Genomic DNA, 21,203 nt, shown 5'->3' with positions numbered 1-21,203 from the left:
GATTATTCCGCCTTGGCGGTCACCGTCCCGGCAGGCAGGATGGTGGCCATGCGACGGTCCAGCTCCAGCATGTCGGCCATGATGTGGCCACCCTCCCGGACAATGAAGTCCAGCTCGTCTTCCTCACCGGGAGCGGCGGCTGCCTGCTGTTTCTGATGCTCTTCCATGGCCTTGAAGTCCTCGAAGGGCTCGTCGCCTTTCAGCTCGCGGCGGGCATTGGCAATGGCCAGCTGACGGCTTTCCAGTTGTTCCTGATAGCTTCGCCGCTCGTTCTCGTTGAGGCTGACCATGGTGGTTTTACGCTGCTCGGCCAGGAAGTCGATCTCTTTCTGCAGCAGGCTGAACTCCGGGCTGTCGTCGAAACGGTCAGCGTGGCGGTCACGCAGTTCATCAATCATCGAACTGAAATCGAAATAGCGGGCATGGGGGACAGATTCTATCTGATCCCAGGGCAGGGCCCGTTCGAGGGCGTCCTCACCAATACGGGTGGTATCGATACGGGACGGAATCTCGATGTCCGGAATGACCCCCCGGTGCTGCGTGGAGCCACCGGACACCCGGTAGAACTTGGACTGGGTAATCTTGAGTTGGCCATGATTCAGGGACCGCACCGCCTGTACGGTACCCTTGCCGAAGGTCTGTGAGCCCACGACCAGGCCGCGGCCATAATCCTGTATGGCGCCGGCAAAGATTTCCGAGGCCGAGGCGCTCATTCGGTTCACCAATACCACCATCGGGCCGTCCCAGGCGACGCTCGGGTCCTGGTCGGAGAGCACCTGGACCTGATTGTCGGCACTGCGGATCTGTACCGTCGGCCCCTGGTCGATAAACAGACCCACCAGGTCGTTGGCCTCGTGCAGGGCACCGCCACCGTTGTTGCGCAGGTCTACCACCAGACCGTCAACGTTGTTCTCTTCCTTCAGTTTTTCCAGCAGGTTGCGAACGTCACGGGTGGTGCTCTTGTAGTTCGGGTCGCCCCGCTGCATGGCCTGGAAATCGGCATAGAAGGTGGGGATGTCGATCACCCCGATGCGATAGGTCTCACCGCCCCGGTCCAGTTCAATCACTTCGCTGCTGGCGCTCTGTTCTTCCAGTTTCACCTCATCCCGCTTGATGGCGATGGTGCGGGTAACGGTTTCATCGGTGGCATTGGCGGGAATCACCTCCAGGGTAACGGTGGAGCCCCGGGGGCCCCGGATCAGGTCCACCACCTCGTCCAGACGCCAGCCAATCACGTTGGTGGGCTGCTCCTCGTCGTCCTGCCTGACCGAAACAATACGGTCCGCCGGACCCAGTTGCCCCTGGCGGGAAGCCGGGCCACCCGGTACCAGGCGCACCACCTTGGTATATTCGTTGTCGGACTGAAGCACTGCGCCGATGCCCTCCAGGGACAGGCTCATGTTGATGTTGAAGTTCTCGGAATTGCGCGGCGAGAAATAGTTGGTATGCGGATCCCAGGTGCCGGTAAAAGCATTCATGTAGGCCTGGAACGCATCTTCGCTGCGCATCTGGGCGATACGCTTGCGCTGGCTTTCGTAACGGCGGGTCAGTACCTCGACGATTTCCTCATCGGTGCTGCCGTTCAGGCGCTGTGCCAGCACGGCGTTGCGGATACGCTTGTTCCAGAGCTGGTCAAGGGCGGCCTGATCGGCTTCCCAGCCGGCCTCGGAGCGGTCCAGCAGGATTTCGTCGTCGGTCTCGAAATCGAACCGGTCAACGCCGTTTTCCAGCAGGCCAAGCGCATAGTCCATGCGTTCGATGATGCGGGTCTGGACCCGGTTATAGATCTGGAAGCCCGGCTGGAGCTGGCCCGTACGCAGGGCGGCGGCCATCTGCGACTTCAGGGGCTGGAATGACTCGATGTCTTCCCGGGTCAGATAGACGCGCTGACCGTCAAGGTAGTCCAGGTAGTCATTGAATACCTCTTCCGCCAGGGCTTCGTCGATGGCCTGGTCCCGGAAGTGGGTGAACTGCAGTTGCCGGGAGATCAGGATGTTTGCCCGGGCCTGTTCAATGGTGGGAGAGACCGCCTCATAGGCATTGCGCTCGACGCTGGCCTGGAGGGATGTGCCAATGCCTACCACGGGCAGGGCTACCAGGACACCGATGGCAAGGTTCCTGGCCCGGGAAACTACGGGCTTGTGTACTGTCTTCATAGATCTGGTTACCTGCTAGTACGGGCTCCCTGGATACCGGTCGGATGCTGAAGATTCCGTAAGCAGGTCAGGCCTGCAAGCACCACGGCTATGGCCGGTTCCAGTAGAGCTTTCGCATCAGCGCTGAAGCCGTCAACGGCACTCAGGGCGGACTCTCACTCCATGATTTTCATTGTAGGCAACCGGTGCGGCCGTTACCACAGCGAGCGTCGGCGATGTAATGACAATCTGTCCATAACCTGACGCAGGTCCCGTTGGGGGGTATACGCCCCAGAAAGACTGACCGGTCATGTGGAACTCCCAGTGTCCAGTGCCTGTCGGAGCCGGCTGGCCAGTCCCGGCGTCAGCGAATCGTCGGGCAGTCCCAGGCACCAGCAGGCCACCAGGGTCTCCAGGGTGTCGGCCTGCGCATCGGACGCCGCCTGGCTGCCCCCGAAACCTTCCCTGAGCCGCCTGACCTGCAGTTCCATTCTCAGCGACTGGTCGTCATCCGGAGAGGGGCTGCCGCTGAGGATTTCGCTCAGCACCACCAGTTCCCTGGCATCGGACAACTCCGCCGTCGATTGCAGTTGTTGCCAGTGGCCGGGGACTTCGTCCGGGGACAACTGGCCCTGCTGGCGCTGGTCTATCCACTGCTGCCATTGCCGCACACTGGCCCGTTGCCTTTGTTGCCGGAGTCGGCCTGACAGCTCCTGCGCGGTGCTGCGGATCTCGTTGCCCTTGCTGGAGGATACCGGTGTCCTGGCGGCGGATTCCAGTTGCTGAATCACGTCGACTGCGGGAGGTTCATCCAGTTCCTCCTGCGAGAGAAGATCCCGGGCCCGGGCGAGGGCCTGGTCCGCAGCCTCATCCGACTCACTGGTTTCCTGCTGGCGGCGCTGGCGTTGCTCGTCCCGGCGGGCAAAGATCTCGTCACAGGCGGCCCGGAAGGCCTTCCACAGCTTGCGGTCTTCCCGATGGCGGGTGATGCCGATGTCCTGCCATTGCTTCTGCAGCGCCTTGGCCTCGTTCATGGCCTCAGACAGGGGCGAATGCTCGATCAGCGACCGGGCACGCTCCACGATCTCCTGTTTGAGCGCTTCATTGCGGTGGCGTTCCTCGTCCAGGTGGTTGCCCAGGTCGTTCATCAGGCGATCGAATTCCTTCTGGACCTGGCGGTTGTCCCGGAATTCCACCGGCCACGCCTGTCGCCACTCCTTGCGGGCGGTTTTCTCGATCTGCTCGGCGGCTTTCCAGTCCACCTGACTCCAGTCCGTGGCCTCCAGGTAACGGGCCAGTTCCTCACAGATACTGTGGCGCTTCTGCAGGTGAACCTTCTTCAGGTCGGACCGGGCCTCGAAATAGGCCTTGCACGGTTTGAAGGCGAGATCCGAAGCCTTGCGAAAACGCTGCCACAGGTCACGGTTGGAGGAGCCGCCCAGCTCCCGCCACTCCTGTTGCAACTCCTGGATATGGGTGGCCTTTGCTTCCGGATCCATGGGCTGTTCCGCCAGGTACTCCATCTGTTCGCAGAGGGAAACCTGCTTGGGTTCGGTGGCAAAGCCCCGCCAGTCCCCCAGTTCGCGAACCTGGCCGGTCAGCCGCTGCAGTCGTCCACGGTGGTGATTTGCCGCTATGCCGGAGAGCTGGCGCTGGAGTCCCTGGGCCTGCTTGAGGTGCTGCCGCGACTCCTTGAGCTGGTTGGCGGACAGGGCGGCTTCGAGTTTGTCCAGGGCCGCGGAAAGCCGGTCGAGGATCTTTTCCCGGACGTCGGCGTCGCCGCTGTCGGGAACGGGTTCCGAGGGTCTGATATGGGCCTTCTCGGCGAGGAGTCTCACCGCTGCCGGTTGTGCTACGTGTCCAGGCCACTCAAGCTGGTCCAGCACGGGGCGGACCTGTTCGACGGACGGTTTGTCCTGACCGGTGAGAGTGTCGATTTCCTCCTGATGCTGGCCCAGTCGACGGACAGCGCTGATAGCGCCCCGCAGGGACTGCATCAGGTTTTCATACTGCTTCTGCTCCTGACGGCTGACCTCGGTGTCCCGGGTGGCTTCCAGCCACCGGTTCTCCTGGGTTCGTTGCAGTGCATCCAGGGAGGGCAGGGCGCTGGTGGCAGGGGCTTCCTCCGCCAGGGAGTCGAGGGTTTCCCGCAGCAGGGCCAGGGTTTCATCTCGCTGTTGTTTCTGGTTGTGGTGTCGCTGTTCTTCCTGGCGCTCCTGTTCCAGGTCCCGTACCCGCTGGCGGCAGTCATGGAGCGCGGCCAGTATCCGGGATTTCTGTTCATTGCTGGCGGTCGTCTCCAGCGCCTGCCACTGTTTCTCCAGCTTCTGGGTACGGGCCTCGTAGAGATTGGTGTCGCCGGTCCTGGCCAGCTCTTCTGCCTCCCTGGCCAACCGGGCCAGGGCATCCTGGGTCGCCTTCTGCTCGTCCTCGTTGCGACGAAGCTCCTGGAGCACCCCGCGAACGTGCTGGTAAACGCCCTTGTCCCTGCCCCGGGCGGCTTTCTGAACCTGCTGTAGCAGCGACTCGTCGGTCAGTCGTTGTGCCGCTTCAAGTCGTATATCCACCGCCAGGCCCTTGATGGCCAGTTCCGCCAGGGCTTCCTGGGTGGTATTGCTGTCCGCCAGGATCGCCCTCTGGCTATCGATGGCCGACTGTTCAGGGCCTTTGCTGCCTGCCGCTTCCTCACGATCTGGGCCTTCTTCCTTGCGGCCCCTGGATGGTTTGGGCTTGCTGCTGTCCGGTCCGGTCGCTGACGTGGAGCGCTTCTTGAGGAGGTTCTGGAAAAATGCGGCCATGTCGGTATCCTTCAGGCAGTCAGTTCGCGGGGGCGTCCCCGTTCATGTTCCCGGGTGCGTGTCACCGGTCGGGAATCGGAAAAGCCGGGAAGTCAGTGCCCAGGAACGGGCGGCTGGCAGCTTCCTCTGGCTTTTAGGCAGGTGGCATAGTCTATCCTCTCGAAACAGGTTGCGGAAAGGGTCTGTATGGCAAAGTCAGGTAAAAAGAAGGACCCCAACGAGCAGGCGCCGGAAACCGCGTTGCGTCTGCTGGCCCGTCGTGAGCACAGCCGGCTGGAACTGACCATGAAATTACGCCAGCGGCGGGTGGACGACAGCGTTATCGAATCGGTCCTGGACGATTTTGAGGACAGGGGGTGGCTTGACGACGATCGTTTCGCCGAGGTGTTCGTGCGCCAGCGTATGGACGCGGGCTATGGCCCCCTGAAGATCCAGGCTGATCTTCAGCAGCGGGGTGTGGGCGGTACACCACCGGAACTGGCCGGGGTGCCGGAGGAGCGCTGGGCGGACATGGCCATCCGGCTTCGGGAGCGTCGCTTCGGGCTTACGGATATCTCCGATGATTGGTTGGAGCGCCAGCGGCAAGGTGGCTTCCTGGCTCGCCGGGGGTTCTCCGGTGAGCAGGTCGAGCGGGCCCTGGAGGTGGTCAGGGCTTCTCTGGAATAGCTTCGTCCCGGGAAAAGGCTCTAGAGTGTCGGTGGGGGGAAGCCCATTTCGCGGGGGAGTACCAGTGAGGTTTCCTGCTCGTCCGCCGGTCGATCCCGGATCGTTCGGTAGTCAAGGAGCTCTTTGGGCGGGGTCAGTTCGCCGGTGCTGGCATCCGCCACCGCGGTGGGTTCGGTGTCGGTCTCCAGGTCGAAGCGACGGGACAGGACATCGTAGTACCGGCGTATGTTCTGCACATAGAGTACCGGTTCATGGCCCCGGGCGTAGCCATGCCGGGTCTTCGAATACCATTCCTTCTGTGACAGTAGCGGCAGGAATTCCTTCACATCCAGCCACCGGTCCGGGTTGCGTCCCGCGGACTCCGCCAGGCGGCGGGCGTCCTCCAGGTGTCCGAAGCCGACGTTGTAGGATGCCAGCGCAAACCAGGTCCGGTCCGGTTCGTTGACGTGGTCGGGGATCATCCGGAGCACCTGGCGGAAGTAACGGGCACCGCCTTCGATACTCTGCTCGGGGTTCAGGCGATTGTCGATACCGATGTGGTTGGCGGTGTTTCGGGTCAGCATCATCAGGCCACGTACGCCGGTGGGTGACACCGCGTTTCGCCGCCAGTTGGATTCCTGATAGCCAATGGCGGCCAGCAGTCGCCAGTCAATACCGGTTTCCTGGCCAAAGTCCCGGAAGGTGTCCATGTACTTCGGCAGGCGATCCTGGACATGCTTCTCGAAGGTGAGGGCGCCAACATAGCCGAGCTGGTCCAGATGACCGTAGAAGCGCTCCCTCAGGTGGGCCAGGGTACCGTCTTCCTCAATCTGCCGGAAGAACGCCTGGGCTTCACGGTAAAGGGTACCGTCGTTGCGGATGGGGAACAGCCAGGCAACCGGCTCCTGGTCACTCATGGTGAATGCCCGTTTCACGTTGGGGTAGAACACGTGGTTCAGGGCCAGTTCGTTGGCGTCGACAACGGCGGTGGGCAATTCGCCTGACTCCACCCTTTCCAGGATGCCGGCGGCATCCAGGCCGTCGTGTACCCGGTAGCTGAGCTGGGGGAACTGCTCCCGGAGTTGCTCGAGGTGTGGTAGGTGGTTGGTTTCCGTGGCGGCATGGAGGGTGATGTCCTGGTCGGCCAGCGCCTCCATGGAGTCAAATCGCTTCTCCAGACCCCGGTGATAGATCACGACGGAGCCGGAGCTGAGGCCATTGGCCAGGGTGCGGAAACGTCCGTCCCAGTCGTGGGCCATGGACAGCCCGGTCAACCCGATGTGGGCATAGCCCTGGTCGAGCACGTCAAGGATTTCGCTGTTGCCTTCCACCAGGCGGACCCGCAGTTCAACCCCCAGGTGGTCGGCAAACCGTTGTGCCAGTTCGTAGTCGAAGCCCGTGGAGCCCTCACGATCCTTGTAATAGATGGAGGGCGCATTGCGGGTGATAACATGCAGGACACCCTCCGCCTTTACCGTGGCCAGCGTATCCGGGCGTGAACAACCGCCCAGCAGTGTGGTAGCCAGTAACAGCAAAAGGGGGATGGTGCCCGATGGGAACAGGGGCTGGTATCCTGAGATTCGGGGTTGGCCCAAATTCATGACCTCCGGGAAGTATGGGATTATCATCCCCCAGAGCAGCGAAAAAGGTCAAATTTGAGGGCAGGCTTTGTGGTTAACAACTGTAAACTCTGTGTTTGGTGTGCACTGCTGTATCCCGTGCCCAGTTTCCAGTATGATTGCGCCCGTTCATACACGGTGCCCTGCCTGGCTGTCAGAGGGCCGACTGGGCCTGCTGGCTGGCGCACCGGTTTCCCCAAGTTCGCGTGATACAGGTTTATACCCATGCTGGAACTCCGCGGCGCTCCCGCACTTTCCCCCTTCCGCTCCGATAAACTGTTTGGGCAACTGACTGAAGCCGTTCCGGGCGTCAGTGGCATTTATGCGGAATTCATGCATTTCGTGGACGCCGAGGCGGAGCTTGGCGATGGTGAACAGACGGTGTTGGATCGGCTGCTAACCTACGGGCCCAGCGCTGAACAGCGGGAGCCGGATGGCGTCCTGTTCCTGGTGGTGCCGCGGCCGGGCACGGTATCGCCCTGGTCCAGCAAGGCCACGGATATTGCCCGCAACTGTGGGCTGCGCCAGGTCAACCGCATTGAGCGGGGCATCGCCTACTACGTGAAGGCGAACAAGAAACTGGGCCGGGAGGATCGTCAGGCCATCGCGGCGCTGCTGCATGACCGCATGACGGAAACCGTTTTCCACGAGATGGCGGGTGCGGAACTGCTGTTCCACCGGGAGGAACCCCGGCCGCTGGAGCGGATCCCGGTCCTGACCGGTGGCCGTCCCGCACTGGTGGATGCCAACCAGCGCCTTGGCCTGGCCCTGGCGGAGGACGAGATCGACTACCTGGTGGATGCCTTCAACGACCTGGATCGTGATCCCACCGACGTCGAACTGATGATGTTCGCCCAGGCCAACTCGGAGCACTGTCGACACAAGATCTTCAACGCCTCCTGGGATATTGATGGCGAGGGGCAGCAGAAGTCCCTGTTCGCCATGATCCGCAACACCCATGAGATGAGTAGTGAGGGTGTGCTCTCGGCCTACCGGGACAACGCCTCGGTGATTCGCGGTTCCACCGGTGGCCGTTTCTACCCGGATCCGGAAACCGCCCGCTACCAGTATGTGCGCGAGCCCATCCACATCCTGATGAAGGTGGAGACCCACAATCATCCGACGGCCATCTCGCCGTTTGCCGGTTCCGCCACCGGTGCCGGTGGTGAGATTCGTGACGAGGGAGCCACCGGTCGCGGCTCCAAGCCCAAGGCGGGCCTGACCGGGTTCACCGTGTCCAACCTCGAAATTCCGGGTGACCTCCAACCCTGGGAGGATGGCTATGGCCGTCCGGATCGCATCGCATCCCCGCTGGATATCATGATTGATGCGCCCATCGGTGGCGCCTCCTTCAACAATGAATTTGGCCGTCCCAACCTGGCCGGTTACTTCCGCACCTTTGAACAGAAGGTGCCGGGGCCTGATGGTGACGAGGTCCGCGGTTACCACAAGCCCATCATGATTGCCGGCGGCCTGGGCAACATCCGAGAGAACCATGTGGAGAAGGGGGAGATCCCCGTGGGCGCGCGGCTAATCGTGCTGGGTGGTCCCTCCATGCTGATCGGCCTCGGCGGTGGTGCGGCGTCATCCATGGATTCCGGCACCAGTAACGAGAATCTGGATTTTGCCTCCGTACAGCGGGGCAATCCGGAAATGGAACGGCGCTGTCAGGAAGTGATTGACCGTTGCTGGCAACTGGACGGGGACAACCCCATCGCCTTTATCCACGACGTGGGGGCGGGTGGCCTGTCCAACGCCATGCCGGAGCTGGTTAAGGACGGTGGCCGGGGCGGCAAGTTTGAACTCAGGGACATTCCCAGTGACGAACCGGGCATGTCACCGCTGGAAATCTGGTGCAACGAGTCCCAGGAACGCTACGTGCTGGCCGTGGCCGAGGACAACATGGAGCGCTTCGACGCCATCTGTCGCCGCGAGCGCTGCCCCTATGCCGTTATCGGCGAGGCCACGGAAAGCCATCATCTGAGCCTGGATGACGCCTATTATGACGACTCCCCGGTAGACCTGCCCATGGACGTGCTGTTCGGCAAGCCGCCGCGCATGCATCGCAGTGTGATCCGGACGTCGTTCACCAAGCCGATCTTCGACTCCACCCGGGTGGATCTGGACGAGGCCATCCGCCGCGTCCTGAGGCTGCCCAGTGTTGGCAGCAAGAATTTCCTGATCACCATTGGTGATCGCACCATTACCGGGCTGGTGGCCCGGGATCAGATGGTGGGACCGTGGCAGGTTCCGGTGGCTGATGTCGCCGTAACGGCCACCAGTTACGACGTGCTCACCGGTGAGGCCATGGCCATGGGTGAGCGCACGCCGGTGGCCAGTATTGATGCGCCGGCCTCCGGCCGTATGGCCGTGGGTGAGGCGATCACCAACCTGGCGGCGGCCCCTATCGGCAAGCTTTCCGATATCCGGCTGTCGGCCAACTGGATGGCTGCGGCGGGCCACCCCGGCGAGGATGAAAACCTGTATGAAACCGTGCGCGCGGTGGGTATGGAACTGTGCCCGGCCCTGGGTATTGCCATTCCCGTGGGCAAGGACTCCATGTCCATGAAGACCGTGTGGGAAGAGGGTGAGGAGCAGAAGAGTGTGACCGCGCCCCTATCCCTGATTATCAGCGGTTTTGCACCGGTGACCGACGTGACCCGCACCCTGACGCCCCAGCTGAGGAGGGATCAGGGTGATACCGACCTGATCCTGATTGACCTGGCCGCCGGCCAGAACCGTCTGGGGGGCTCCGCCCTGGCGCAGGTCTATGGCCAGATGGGCGCGGTGGCGCCGGACGTGGACGACCCGGAAGATATCAAGGCTTTCTTCGCCGTGGTCCAGGGGCTGAATGGCGATGGCAAGATCCTGGCCTATCACGATCGTTCCGATGGTGGCATGTTCGTCACCCTGACGGAGATGGCATTTGCCGGTCATACCGGTGTCGATATCCGTCTGGACGGTCTGGCGGAGGAGTCCGGCCAGTTTGCCCGCGAGCTGTTCAACGAGGAACTGGGCGCGATCATCCAGGTCCGCCGGGAAGACACCCCCTTCGTGCTCCAGCAGTTCTCCGGTGCCGGCCTGGGTGAGCACACCTCGGTTATCGGCACCCTGAATGAGGACGATCACATTCGCTTTACCTTCGAGGGGCATGCGGTGATCGAACATCCCCGGGGGGAGCTGCAGCGTCTCTGGTCGGAGACCAGCTACCGGATCCAGAGCCTCCGGGACAACGCCAACTGTGCCCGGGAAGAGTTCGACAACCTGCTTGACGATGACGACCCCGGGCTGCATGCGGCACTGACCTTCGACCCTGCCGAGGATGTGGCCGCGCCCTACATCAATAAAGGGGTGGCACCCAAGGTTGCTGTACTGCGCGAGCAGGGCGTTAATGGCCAGGTGGAAATGGCAGCGGCCTTCGACCGCGCCGGCTTCGAGGCCGTGGACGTGCACATGAGTGACCTGCTCTCCGGACGGGTTACCCTGGATGGCTTCCGCTCCCTGGTGGCCTGTGGTGGCTTCTCCTACGGCGACGTGCTGGGTGCCGGCGAGGGTTGGGCCAAGTCGATCCTGTTCAACTCCCGGGTGCGGGACCAGTTTGCCGGCTTCTTTGGCCGTGACAACACCCTTGCACTGGGGGTTTGTAACGGCTGTCAGATGCTGTCCAACCTTCATGAGTTGATTCCGGGCACCGAAGGGTGGCCGCACTTCGTTCGCAACCAGTCCGAGCAGTTCGAGGCGCGGCTGGTCATGGCCGAGGTGCAGGAATCCCCGTCGGTGTTCCTGTCCGGCATGGCCGGCTCGCGCATGCCGATTGCGGTGGCCCATGGGGAAGGGCGTGCGGAGTTCCCGTCGCCGGCGGGCTTTGAGGCCCTCAACGGCTCAGGCCAGGTGGCCCTGCGGTACGTGGACAACCGTGGCCAGCAGACTACCCGTTACCCATACAACCCGAATGGGTCGGAAGGCGGTATTACCGGGGTGACCAGCCGGGATGGCCGCGTCACCATCATGATGCCCCACCCGGAAAGGGTCTTCCGTACCGCCCAGTACTCCTGGCACCCGGACGACTGGGGTGAGGAAGGGCCGTGGTTGAGGATGTTCCGCAATGCCCGCAAGTGGCTGGGATGACTTCCTGAGCCAGTAGCGCAAGGCGCGAAACCGGTGTCTGATTCCTTTCTGGAGGAGTTGGTCACCGGTTTTTTTATGTTTATCAGGGCGTGCCACTAACCTTCGGGATTGCAAGCTGTTTGTGCGCTGTTATAACTAAAATATTTCTTGACGAATTGGTTTTATGCACATGGGAATTAGGCAAGAGGTGACCCGGTGTGCAAAATGCCATCAAACCGTATGGTATTTGTTCTATAAATGTAACCTATTGTTTTTAAGGTATTATTTTGTGTAGGTGGATTTGTCGCCAATTTGACACAAGGGCTGTAACGACGGGGGTTTGCGGGCTCTGCCCAAAAACTATCCCCAAAGTTATCCACAGATTTTGTGGGTAACCTCAGGTGCCTTTTGAAAGGCGCCGTTGACCCTGATGTCAAGCCGTATCAAGCTTGAAAACCATCTTTTTGCAGGAGGATAGGGCACCATGTACAAGTTCTGCTTTTTCGTCCCCGAGACCGACCTGGAAACCACGAAGGCAGCTGTGTTCGCCGCCGGAGGCGGTCGCATCGGCGACTACGATTGCTGTGCCTGGCAGACCCTGGGCAAGGGGCAGTTCCGTCCGCTGGAGGGCAGTAACCCCCACCTGGGGCAGCACGGTGAGCTGGAAAGGGTGGATGAATACAAGGTGGAACTGGTCTGCGAGGATCATCGCATCCGTGAGGCGGTGGCGGCGATGAAGCGGGCCCACCCTTTCGAGGAGCCCGCCTATGAGGTCTACCGGCTGGAGGACTTCTGAGGCTCCGAGGATTCCCGGGACTCGGAGGACTTCTTCATACGGTGGCGGATGTCGCTGATACGAAGGGGGAACTCGTTGCGCTGGACATCTTCCACGAAGTGTTCAAGGGTACGCCGCACCGTCGGGAAGGAGATTTCGTCCCAGGGAATGCGGTCCAGCTCGAACAGGTCCGTTTCCAGGGATTCCTCACCGGCACCGAACCGGGGCTCGGTCAGGTAGGCCAGATAGAACATGTGGACCTGGTCGATGTGGGGCACATGGATCATGGTGTAAAGCCCTGCCAGTTCCACGTCCGCCATCGCCTCCTCAAGGGTCTCCCGGGCGGCGGCTTCCTCCGTGGTTTCCGAGTTCTCCATGAAGCCGGCCGGCAGGGTCCAGTAGCCGTAACGGGGTTCAATGGCCCGGCGGCATAACAGTATCTTTCCTTCCCACACCGGTACCGTCCCGGCCACGATTCGTGGATTCTGGTAGTGGATGGTCTGACAGTGTGTGCACACGTAACGCGGCCGGTTGTCCCCGGCGGGAATGCGGCTCTCAACGGGATGGCCGCAATGACTGCAGAATTTCATGGATTACCCCGTATACTGTGTCGAGTTCTGGCACCAGTGTATCGTTCGCCCGGTGCCTTGTCCCATATCAAGACGCGGGAGAGAGATTTTGCGCGAATTACTGACGGAAAGGCTAGCCCGGTATGCGCCGAACCAGTTGGCGATGGACTATCCTGAAGCCAGTGTGCTGGTGCCGGTGACGGATAATCCCGGTTCCCCCGAGATCCTGTTGACCCTTCGGTCGTCAAACCTGTCCACCCACCGGGGACAGGTGGCCTTCCCCGGGGGGAAGCGGGACGCGTCTGATCCGTCCCTCGCCCACACCGCGCTTCGCGAGACCCACGAGGAAATCGGTCTGCCGCCGGACCAGGTTCAACTGATCGCACCGTTGAGCCAGGTGCTCTCCCGCTATGGCATCCTGGTAACGCCATACGTGGGCGTGGTGCCCGCCGACCACCCGCTGACACCCAATCCCCATGAGATTGAAAGCATCTTCCATGTGCCGGTGGAGTTCCTGCTGGAGGACCGTCGTGAACGCACCGATGTGCTGCCGTTCCTGGATGATACCTACTACGTCCCCTGTTATCGCTGGCAGGGTTATGAGATCTGGGGGCTGACCGCGGTGGTTCTGGTGGACTTTCTGAATGCCGTGTACGATGCCCGCATTGATGTGCTTGAGCCCCGCCAGGGCTGATCCGTCGGAATCAAACGAGGAGAGGTCAACATGCTTTACCAACTCGCGGACCGCAAGCCCGAGTTAATCGGAGAAGGGCAGTTCATCGCAGACAACGCTACCGTGATCGGCAGTGTGGCGCTGCATGACAAGAGCAGTGTGTGGTTCAACGTGGTTATCCGTGGTGACAACGACCTGATCACCATCGGGCCGGAGTCAAATGTGCAGGATGGTTCCGTGCTGCATACGGATTCCGGCATCCAGTTAACCCTTGGGCGTGGTGTCACCGTGGGCCATAAGGCCATGCTGCACGGCTGCGAGATTGGTGACTACTCCCTGATTGGCATAAACGCCGTGGTGCTGAACGGGGCCCGGATCGGCAAGCATTGCCTGATTGGAGCCAACACCCTGATCCCCGAGGGTATGGAAGTGCCGGACGGCTCCCTGGTGATTGGTGCGCCGGGGCGCGTCAAACGGGAGCTGGGTGATAACCAGAAGAAGATGCTGGAGCTCAGCGCCGCGCACTATGTCGAGAACGCGGCCCGTTACATGAGTTCACTCACACCCGTCGAGCCCTGGAAAGGCGGGGAGTGATGGCGGAGCAGGACAGGGTGCGGTCACCGTGCGTGGCCGTCTGTGCACTGGACGAGAATGACGTGTGTATCGGCTGCCACCGCACGGGCGATGAGATCCTGCGGTGGACATCCATGACCAATGAAGAGCGGCGGCAGGTGCTGGAGTTGGTCGCGCGGCGAGAACAGAACAGTTTGATCTAGAGATCATTTCCGGGCATTGAGGCGGGGGCTGGCAGGTTAATTATGAGCGTTTCCATCGGAACACCACTGAAGGCAAATGGCTACCGGGTTCTCCTGTGTGGCTCGGGTGAGCTGGGCAAGGAGGTTGTGATCGAACTGCAACGCCTGGGGGTGGAGGTCATTGCCTGCGATCGGTACGCCAATGCACCCGCCATGCAGGTGGCTCACCGCAGCCATGTGGTTGATATGCTGGATCCGGCCAGCCTCAGGGCGGTCATCGAGCAGGAAAAGCCGCACCTTATCGTTCCGGAGATCGAGGCCATCGCCACCGGCGAACTGGTCAAACTGGAAGAGGAAGGGTATCGCGTTGTGCCAACCGCGCGGGCGGTCAACCTCACCATGAACCGGGAGGGGATCCGACGCCTGGCGGCGGAGGAGCTTGAGCTGCCCGTATCCCCCTACCGCTTTGCCGAAACTCGCGAGGCATTTGAGCAGGCCGTGGCCGAGATTGGCTTCCCCTGTGTTGTGAAACCGGTAATGAGTTCGTCCGGTAAGGGCCAGAGCCTGGTGCGGAACCAGGATGACATCGGAGTCGCCTGGGAATACGCCCAGACGGGTGGGCGTGCCGGCAAGGGCAGGGTGATCATCGAAGGTTTTATCGACTTCGACTATGAAATCACCCTGCTGACGGTCCGTCACCGGGATGGCGTCAGCTTCTGCGATCCTATTGGTCACCGTCAGGAGGATGGAGACTACCGGGAATCCTGGCAGCCACAGCCCATGAGTCCCCGGGCGCTTGAAAGAAGTTGCGCCATCGCCGAGGTCATCACCTCTGATCTGGGCGGTTATGGCGTATTCGGGGTGGAGCTGTTCGTGAAAGGGGATGAGGTCTGGTTCTCCGAGGTGTCGCCGCGGCCCCACGATACCGGACTGGTCACGCTGATTTCCCAGGACCTGTCCGAGTTTGCCCTGCATGCCCGGGCCATCCTTGGTTTGCCGGTGCCGGCGATACGCCAGAATGGCCCTTCCGCGTCCGCAGTGATCCTTCCGGAAGGAGAGTCGGATCAACCTGGCTTTGGCAATCTTGAGGAGGTTCTTGCCGAGCCGGATGTACAGCTCCGCCTTTTCGGTAAGCCAGAGCTCAAGGGCCGCCGGCGCATGGGGGTGGTTGTGGCCAGGAGTCAGACTATTGATGAGGCCCGGGAGTTGGCGAGTAAAGCGGCTGCGAAGGTGAAGGTGAGTCTGTAGTTTTTCTGAAACCCGGTTGAAAAATGACCGTATCGGATAAATAGTGTTCGATAGCGTAGCGGCAAACCGAAACCGCCCTAAAAAAGTTGGTATTGGCCGTTGACAGGAATCGGTGAGGCTGTAGAATGCGCCCCACTTCGACGGACACGGCCCATGAGGCTTGAACGGGAAGGCGAAGTAAGCGGTTGTTTGATTTGGGTTTTTGCGGTTCAGGTCTTCTTCGGGAGCGGCGTTAAAAACCTTGAAATAATCGTTGACAAGGTGGCGATCTGATGTAGAATACGCGGCCTTGATTGAGCAGATGCTCAACGCTCTTTAACAAGTTGACCAAGTAATTCGTGTGGGCGCTGGCCGAGACTATCTGGCGACAGATAATCGAGGCAAGCGACTCGTCGAGAATGAGTTTTGTCTTGAGCAAGATTAGAGATCTTCGGATCTTGTATGATTTAAACTGAAGAGTTTGATCATGGCTCAGATTGAACGCTGGCGGCAGGCCTAACACATGCAAGTCGAGCGGAAACAGGGGGAGCTTGCTCCCCGCTGTCGAGCGGCGGACGGGTGAGTAATGCATAGGAAACTGCCCAGTAGTGGGGGATAGCCCGGGGAAACCCGGATTAATACCGCATACGCCCTTCGGGGGAAAGCAGGGGATCTTCGGACCTTGCGCTATTGGATGTGCCTATGTCGGATTAGCTAGTTGGTGGGGTAATGGCCTACCAAGGCGACGATCCGTAGCTGGTCTGAGAGGATGATCAGCCACATCGGGACTGAGACACGGCCCGAACTCCTACGGGAGGCAGCAGTGGGGAATATTGGACAATGGGGGCAACCCTGATCCAGCCATGCCGCGTGTGTGAAGAAGGCTTTCGGGTTGTAAAGCACTTTCAGCAAGGAGGAAAACGTGTTGGCTAATACCCAGCATGCTTGACGTTACTTGCAGAAGAAGCACCGGCTAACTCCGTGCCAGCAGCCGCGGTAATACGGAGGGTGCAAGCGTTAATCGGAATTACTGGGCGTAAAGCGCGCGTAGGCGGTTTGATAAGCGGGATGTGAAAGCCCTGGGCTTAACCTGGGAACGGCATTCCGAACTGTCAGGCTAGAGTATGGTAGAGGGTAGTGGAATTTCCTGTGTAGCGGTGAAATGCGTAGATATAGGAAGGAACACCAGTGGCGAAGGCGGCTACCTGGACCAATACTGACGCTGAGGTGCGAAAGCGTGGGGAGCAAACAGGATTAGATACCCTGGTAGTCCACGCCGTAAACGATGTCTACTAGCCGTTGGGACTCTTGAAGTCTTAGTGGCGCAGTTAACGCACTAAGTAGACCGCCTGGGGAGTACGGCCGCAAGGTTAAAACTCAAATGAATTGACGGGGGCCCGCACAAGCGGTGGAGCATGTGGTTTAATTCGACGCAACGCGAAGAACCTTACCTGGCCTTGACATGTTGGGAACTTTCCAGAGATGGATTGGTGCCTTCGGGAACCCAAACACAGGTGCTGCATGGCCGTCGTCAGCTCGTGTCGTGAGATGTTGGGTTAAGTCCCGTAACGAGCGCAACCCTTATCCCTAGTTGCCAGCACATCATGGTGGGAACTCTAGGGAGACTGCCGGTGACAAACCGGAGGAAGGTGGGGATGACGTCAGGTCATCATGGCCCTTACGGCCAGGGCTACACACGTGCTACAATGGCGCGCACAGAGGGCTGCAACCCCGCGAGGGTGAGCTAATCTCATAAAACGCGTCGTAGTCCGGATCGCAGTCTGCAACTCGACTGCGTGAAGTCGGAATCGCTAGTAATCGCGAATCAGAATGTCGCGGTGAATACGTTCCCGGGCCTTGTACACACCGCCCGTCACACCATGGGAGTGGATTGCACCAGAAGTGGTTAGTCTAACCTTCGGGAGGACGATCACCACGGTGTGGTTCATGACTGGGGTGAAGTCGTAACAAGGTAGCCGTAGGGGAACCTGCGGCTGGATCACCTCCTTAACGATAGCTGGAGGTTTCGGTCAGAGTCCACACGAATTACTTGGTCAATGAGAAGAGAGCAAAGGGTCTTTCGGGCCCGACTTGGCTTGTTTGTGACAAGCAAAACCGGGTCTGTAGCTCAGGTGGTTAGAGCGCACCCCTGATAAGGGTGAGGTCGGTGGTTCAAGTCCACCCAGACCCACCAAAATTGACCAGCTCGTCGTTGCGCCAGGACTCGCGTACTGATGTACGCTTCACCTTGGCGCGCCTAGATCTGATCAATTTTCCGAGTACGGCGAGTGAACACGGTTTGCCGGCTTGGTGAGTGGCTGATATTAGGGGCCATAGCTCAGCTGGGAGAGCGCCTGCCTTGCACGCAGGAGGTCGGCGGTTCGATCCCGCCTGGCTCCACCAAAACCTGGTCGACGATCCCTGAATACCTGACGCAAGTCAGTGTGCAGAAACAAGTGTTTCGAATTGATGACCATCGAAGCCCTTCTTTCTGATCACTGGGTCAGAATTGCTCTTTAACAATTCGGATGAGATTGAAACACGAGATTGATTCTTCTAGTTCAGAGTCAATCTCAGCGATAACGATCAAGCGTTATCCGGTGTGTCGTTGAAGTGGTTGTTTATAGCTTCAGTCGGCTGTCTCTGAATCTCGTCGAGAAGCGAGAAATGGTGAATCACTTCGGTGGTTGGCGATTTCCTGTTGAACGATGAGGCGCAGGTCAGTTGTCTTGGGGTTATATAGTCAAGCAACTAAGCGCATACGGTGGATGCCTTGGCAGTCAGAGGCGATGAAAGACGTGGAAGCCTGCGATAAGGCTCGGGGAGCTGGCAAACAAGCTGTGATCCGGGCATCTCTGAATGGGGAAACCCACCGACTTTCGGGTCGGTATCTTACACTGAATCCATAGGTGTAAGAGGCGAACCGGGGGAACTGAAACATCTAAGTACCCCGAGGAAAAGAAATCAACCGAGATTCCCTTAGTAGCGGCGAGCGAACGGGGACCAGCCCTTAAGCTGGACGACTGGTAGGAGAAGGTTCTGGAAAGGACCGCCATAGTGGGTGATAGCCCCGTATCCGAAACCTGAGTTCAGTGAAATCGAGTAGGACGGGTCACGTGTAATCCTGTCTGAACATGGGGGGACCATCCTCCAAGGCTAAATACTCCTGACTGACCGATAGTGAACCAGTACCGTGAGGGAAAGGCGAAAAGAACCCCTGTGAGGGGAGTGAAATAGACCCTGAAACCGTATGCGTACAAGCAGTCGGAGCCCCTTCGTGGGGTGACGGCGTACCTTTTGTATAATGGGTCAGCGACTTATGTTCAGTGGCGAGGTTAACCGTGTAGGGGAGCCGTAGGGAAACCGAGTCTGAATAGGGCGACTTAGTCGCTGGGCATAGACCCGAAACCGGGCGATCTATCCATGAGCAGGGTGAAGGTGCCGTAACAGGCACTGGAGGCCCGAACCCACTGTCGTTGAAAAGCCAGGGGATGACTTGTGGATCGGAGTGAAAGGCTAATCAAGCCCGGAGATAGCTGGTTCTCCCCGAAAGCTATTTAGGTAGCGCCTCGGACGAATACCACTGGGGGTAGAGCACTGTTTCGGCTAGGGGGTCATCCCGACTTACCAACCCGATGCAAACTCCGAATACCAGTGAGTACTATCCGGGAGACACACAGCGGGTGCTAACGTCCGTTGTGGAGAGGGAAACAACCCAGACCGCCAGCTAAGGTCCCCAAGTACCAGTTAAGTGGGAAACGATGTGGGAAGGCTCAGACAGCTAGGAGGTTGGCTTAGAAGCAGCCATCCTTTAAAGAAAGCGTAATAGCTCACTAGTCGAGTCGGCCTGCGCGGAAGATGTAACGGGGCTCAAACTGGTCACCGAAGCTGCGGCTGCATACGCAAGTATGCGGGGTAGGGGAGCGTTCTGTAAGCCTGCGAAGGTGTGTCGAGAGGCATGCTGGAGGTATCAGAAGTGCGAATGCTGACATGAGTAACGATAATGGGGGTGAAAAACCCCCACGCCGGAAGACCAAGGGTTCCTGCGCAACGCTAATCGGCGCAGGGTGAGTCGGCCCCTAAGGCGAGACCGAAAGGTGTAGTCGATGGGAAACGGGTTAATATTCCCGTACCTTGGGTAGCTGCGATGGAGAGACGGAGAAGGCTAGGTGAGCCGGGCGACGGTTGTCCCGGTTTAAGCGTGTAGGAAGGGGACTTAGGCAAATCCGGGTCCTCAATTCCGAGACGTGACGACGACTGCCCTTTCAGGGCGGGAAGTCATTGATGCCAGGCTTCCAGGAAAATCTTCTAAGCTTCAGGCTACTCGGGCCCGTACCCCAAACCGACACAGGTGGTCAGGGTGAGAATCCCAAGGCGCTTGAGAGAACTCGGGTAAAGGAACTAGGCAAAATGGTGCCGTAACTTCGGGAGAAGGCACGCCGGCGTTAGGTGAAACCCCTGCGGGTGGAGCCGAGGCCGGTCGAAGATACCAGGCCCCTGCGACTGTTTATTAAAAACACAGCACTGTGCTAACACGAAAGTGGACGTATACGGTGTGACGCCTGCCCGGTGCCGGAAGGTTAATTGATGGGGTTAGTCCTCGGACGAAGCTCTTGATCGAAGCCCCGGTAAACGGCGGCCGTAACTATAACGGTCCTAAGGTAGCGAAATTCCTTGTCGGGTAAGTTCCGACCTGCACGAATGGCGTAACGATGGGGGCGCTGTCTCTACCCGAGACTCAGTGAAATTGAAATCGCCGTGAAGATGCGGTGTATCCGCGGCTAGACGGAAAGACCCCGTGAACCTTTACTATAGCTTCACAGTGAACTTTGAGCATGTTTGTGTAGGATAGCTGGGAGGCTTTGAAACCGGGACGCCAGTTCCGGTGGAGCCAACCTTGAAATACCAGCCTGACATGTTTGAGGTTCTAACTTGGTCCCCTGATCGGGGATGAGGACACTGTGTGGTGGGTAGTTTGACTGGGGCGGTCTCCTCCCAAAGCGTAACGGAGGAGCACAAAGGTGGGCTAAGCATGGTCGGACATCATGCGGTTAGTGTAATGGCACAAGCCCGCTTAACTGCGAGACAGACACGTCGAGCAGGTACGAAAGTAGGTCATAGTGATCCGGTGGTTCTGTATGGAAGGGCCATCGCTCAACGGATAAAAGGTACTCCGGGGATAACAGGCTGATACCGCCCAAGAGTTCACATCGACGGCGGTGTTTGGCACCTCGATGTCGGCTCATCACATCCTGGGGCTGAAGCCGGTCCCAAGGGTATGGCTGTTCGCCATTTAAAGTGGTACGCGAGCTGGGTTTAGAACGTCGTGAGACAGTTCGGTCCCTATCTGCCGTGGACGTTGGAGATTTGAGGAAAGCTGCTCCTAGTACGAGAGGACCGGAGTGGACGAACCTCTGGTGTTCGGGTTGTCACGCCAGTGGCACTGCCCGGTAGCTATGTTCGGACGGGATAACCGCTGAAGGCATCTAAGCGGGAAGCCCCTTCCAAGATGAGATCTCCCCGGGCCCTCGAGGCCCCTGAAGAGCCGTTCAAGACCAGGACGTTGATAGGCCGGGTGTGTAAGCGCTGCGAGGCGTTGAGCTAACCGGTACTAATTGCTCGTGCGGCTTGACTATATAACACCCAAGACAACTGCGATAACCTTGATCGTAAAGCACTTCAATCTCATCCATCCCAGTGATCAACCGTTTTGCCTGACGACCATAGCGGTCTGGAACCACCTGATCCCATCCCGAACTCAGCAGTGAAACAGACCAGCGCCGATGGTAGTGTGGCGTTGCCCATGCGAGAGTAGGTCATCGTCAGGCTCTTAATCCCAAAACCCCGACAGCTAACGCTGCCGGGGTTTTTTATTGGCCGTTAGAAAGAGATGACCTACG

At 59.5% G+C, this 21,203-nt stretch carries 11 protein-coding genes, 2 tRNA genes and 3 rRNA genes; 12 read left to right on the top strand and 4 right to left on the bottom strand.

Annotation, left to right across the window (positions count from 1 at the left end; genetic code table 11):
• Positions 1 to 2 precede the first annotated feature (2 nt).
• Both ACJO3T_RS04685 and ACJO3T_RS04680 read right to left on the bottom strand, forming a co-directional pair.
• Positions 3 to 2,156 carry a carboxy terminal-processing peptidase gene (locus ACJO3T_RS04685; RefSeq protein ID WP_406977938.1) on the bottom strand — a complete coding sequence of 718 codons (2,154 nt, stop codon included), beginning with the start codon at positions 2,154 to 2,156 and terminating at the stop codon, positions 3 to 5.
• Positions 2,157 to 2,443: 287 nt separating this feature from the next.
• The gene (locus ACJO3T_RS04680) at positions 2,444 to 4,933 is read right to left on the bottom strand and encodes a DUF349 domain-containing protein (RefSeq protein ID WP_406977937.1); all 2,490 of its coding nucleotides are present in this window, start codon (positions 4,931 to 4,933) and stop codon (positions 2,444 to 2,446) included.
• Between the two features lie 186 nt (positions 4,934 to 5,119).
• Between ACJO3T_RS04680 and ACJO3T_RS04675 the strand changes: the two genes are divergently transcribed.
• Complete coding sequence (locus ACJO3T_RS04675) at positions 5,120 to 5,599, top strand: regulatory protein RecX (protein WP_406977936.1); 480 nt, start codon at positions 5,120 to 5,122, stop codon at positions 5,597 to 5,599.
• Between the two features lie 20 nt (positions 5,600 to 5,619).
• Here the strand turns inward: ACJO3T_RS04675 and mltF are convergent, their stop codons facing one another.
• Positions 5,620 to 7,173 carry a membrane-bound lytic murein transglycosylase MltF gene (gene mltF / locus ACJO3T_RS04670; RefSeq protein WP_406977935.1) on the bottom strand — a complete coding sequence of 518 codons (1,554 nt, stop codon included), beginning with the start codon at positions 7,171 to 7,173 and terminating at the stop codon, positions 5,620 to 5,622.
• Between the two features lie 249 nt (positions 7,174 to 7,422).
• Here mltF and purL point away from each other — a divergent pair, with 249 nt between their 5' ends.
• Both purL and ACJO3T_RS04660 read left to right on the top strand, forming a co-directional pair.
• Positions 7,423 to 11,325 (top strand): phosphoribosylformylglycinamidine synthase, encoded by a 3,903-nt coding sequence (gene purL, locus ACJO3T_RS04665; protein ID WP_406977934.1) that lies wholly within the window; start codon positions 7,423 to 7,425, stop codon positions 11,323 to 11,325.
• A gap of 463 nt (positions 11,326 to 11,788) precedes the next feature.
• Positions 11,789 to 12,100 carry a YqfO family protein gene (locus ACJO3T_RS04660; protein ID WP_406962346.1) on the top strand — a complete coding sequence of 104 codons (312 nt, stop codon included), beginning with the start codon at positions 11,789 to 11,791 and terminating at the stop codon, positions 12,098 to 12,100.
• Here ACJO3T_RS04660 and ACJO3T_RS04655 read toward each other — a convergent pair.
• Positions 12,079 to 12,669, bottom strand: coding sequence for an NUDIX hydrolase (locus ACJO3T_RS04655; RefSeq protein ID WP_406962348.1), 591 nt, complete (start codon positions 12,667 to 12,669; stop codon positions 12,079 to 12,081). The two genes, ACJO3T_RS04660 and ACJO3T_RS04655, sit on opposite strands and share 22 nt — an antisense overlap.
• Before the next feature lie 88 nt (positions 12,670 to 12,757).
• Here ACJO3T_RS04655 and ACJO3T_RS04650 point away from each other — a divergent pair, with 88 nt between their 5' ends.
• The 9 genes from ACJO3T_RS04650 (at position 12,758) to rrf (ending at position 21,131) form a co-directional block, all read left to right on the top strand.
• A complete protein-coding gene (locus ACJO3T_RS04650; RefSeq protein WP_406962350.1) occupies positions 12,758 to 13,342 on the top strand; it encodes an NUDIX hydrolase in 585 nt (194 codons plus the stop codon).
• Positions 13,343 to 13,372: 30 nt separating this feature from the next.
• Positions 13,373 to 13,915: a gamma carbonic anhydrase family protein gene (locus tag ACJO3T_RS04645; protein WP_406962352.1), complete on the top strand. Its 543-nt coding sequence runs from the start codon at positions 13,373 to 13,375 to the stop codon at positions 13,913 to 13,915.
• Positions 13,915 to 14,097 carry a DUF1289 domain-containing protein gene (locus ACJO3T_RS04640; protein WP_406977933.1) on the top strand — a complete coding sequence of 61 codons (183 nt, stop codon included), beginning with the start codon at positions 13,915 to 13,917 and terminating at the stop codon, positions 14,095 to 14,097. Before ACJO3T_RS04645 ends, ACJO3T_RS04640 begins: the two co-directional genes overlap by 1 nt.
• Positions 14,098 to 14,139: 42 nt before the next feature.
• Positions 14,140 to 15,324, top strand: coding sequence for a formate-dependent phosphoribosylglycinamide formyltransferase (purT, locus tag ACJO3T_RS04635; protein WP_406977932.1), 1,185 nt, complete (start codon positions 14,140 to 14,142; stop codon positions 15,322 to 15,324).
• A gap of 448 nt (positions 15,325 to 15,772) precedes the next feature.
• Positions 15,773 to 17,313: ribosomal RNA gene (locus ACJO3T_RS04630) — 16S ribosomal RNA — on the top strand.
• Positions 17,314 to 17,420: 107 nt separating this feature from the next.
• A tRNA-Ile gene (locus ACJO3T_RS04625) sits at positions 17,421 to 17,497 on the top strand.
• 133 nt (positions 17,498 to 17,630) lie between these two features.
• Positions 17,631 to 17,706: transfer RNA gene (locus ACJO3T_RS04620), tRNA-Ala, on the top strand.
• 338 nt (positions 17,707 to 18,044) lie between these two features.
• Positions 18,045 to 20,939, top strand: a 23S ribosomal RNA gene (locus ACJO3T_RS04615).
• Between the two features lie 77 nt (positions 20,940 to 21,016).
• Positions 21,017 to 21,131 (top strand): 5S ribosomal RNA (rrf, locus tag ACJO3T_RS04610).
• The 16S, 23S and 5S rRNA genes sit together here with 2 tRNA genes alongside, the layout of an rRNA operon.
• Positions 21,132 to 21,203 lie beyond the last annotated feature (72 nt).

Source organism: Marinobacter shunpengi, assembly GCF_045449715.1.
Classification (GTDB): Bacteria; Pseudomonadota; Gammaproteobacteria; order Pseudomonadales; family Oleiphilaceae; genus Marinobacter.
The sequence above is the reverse complement of the archived record's forward strand: the minus strand, read 5'-3'. Positions and strand labels throughout refer to the sequence as shown.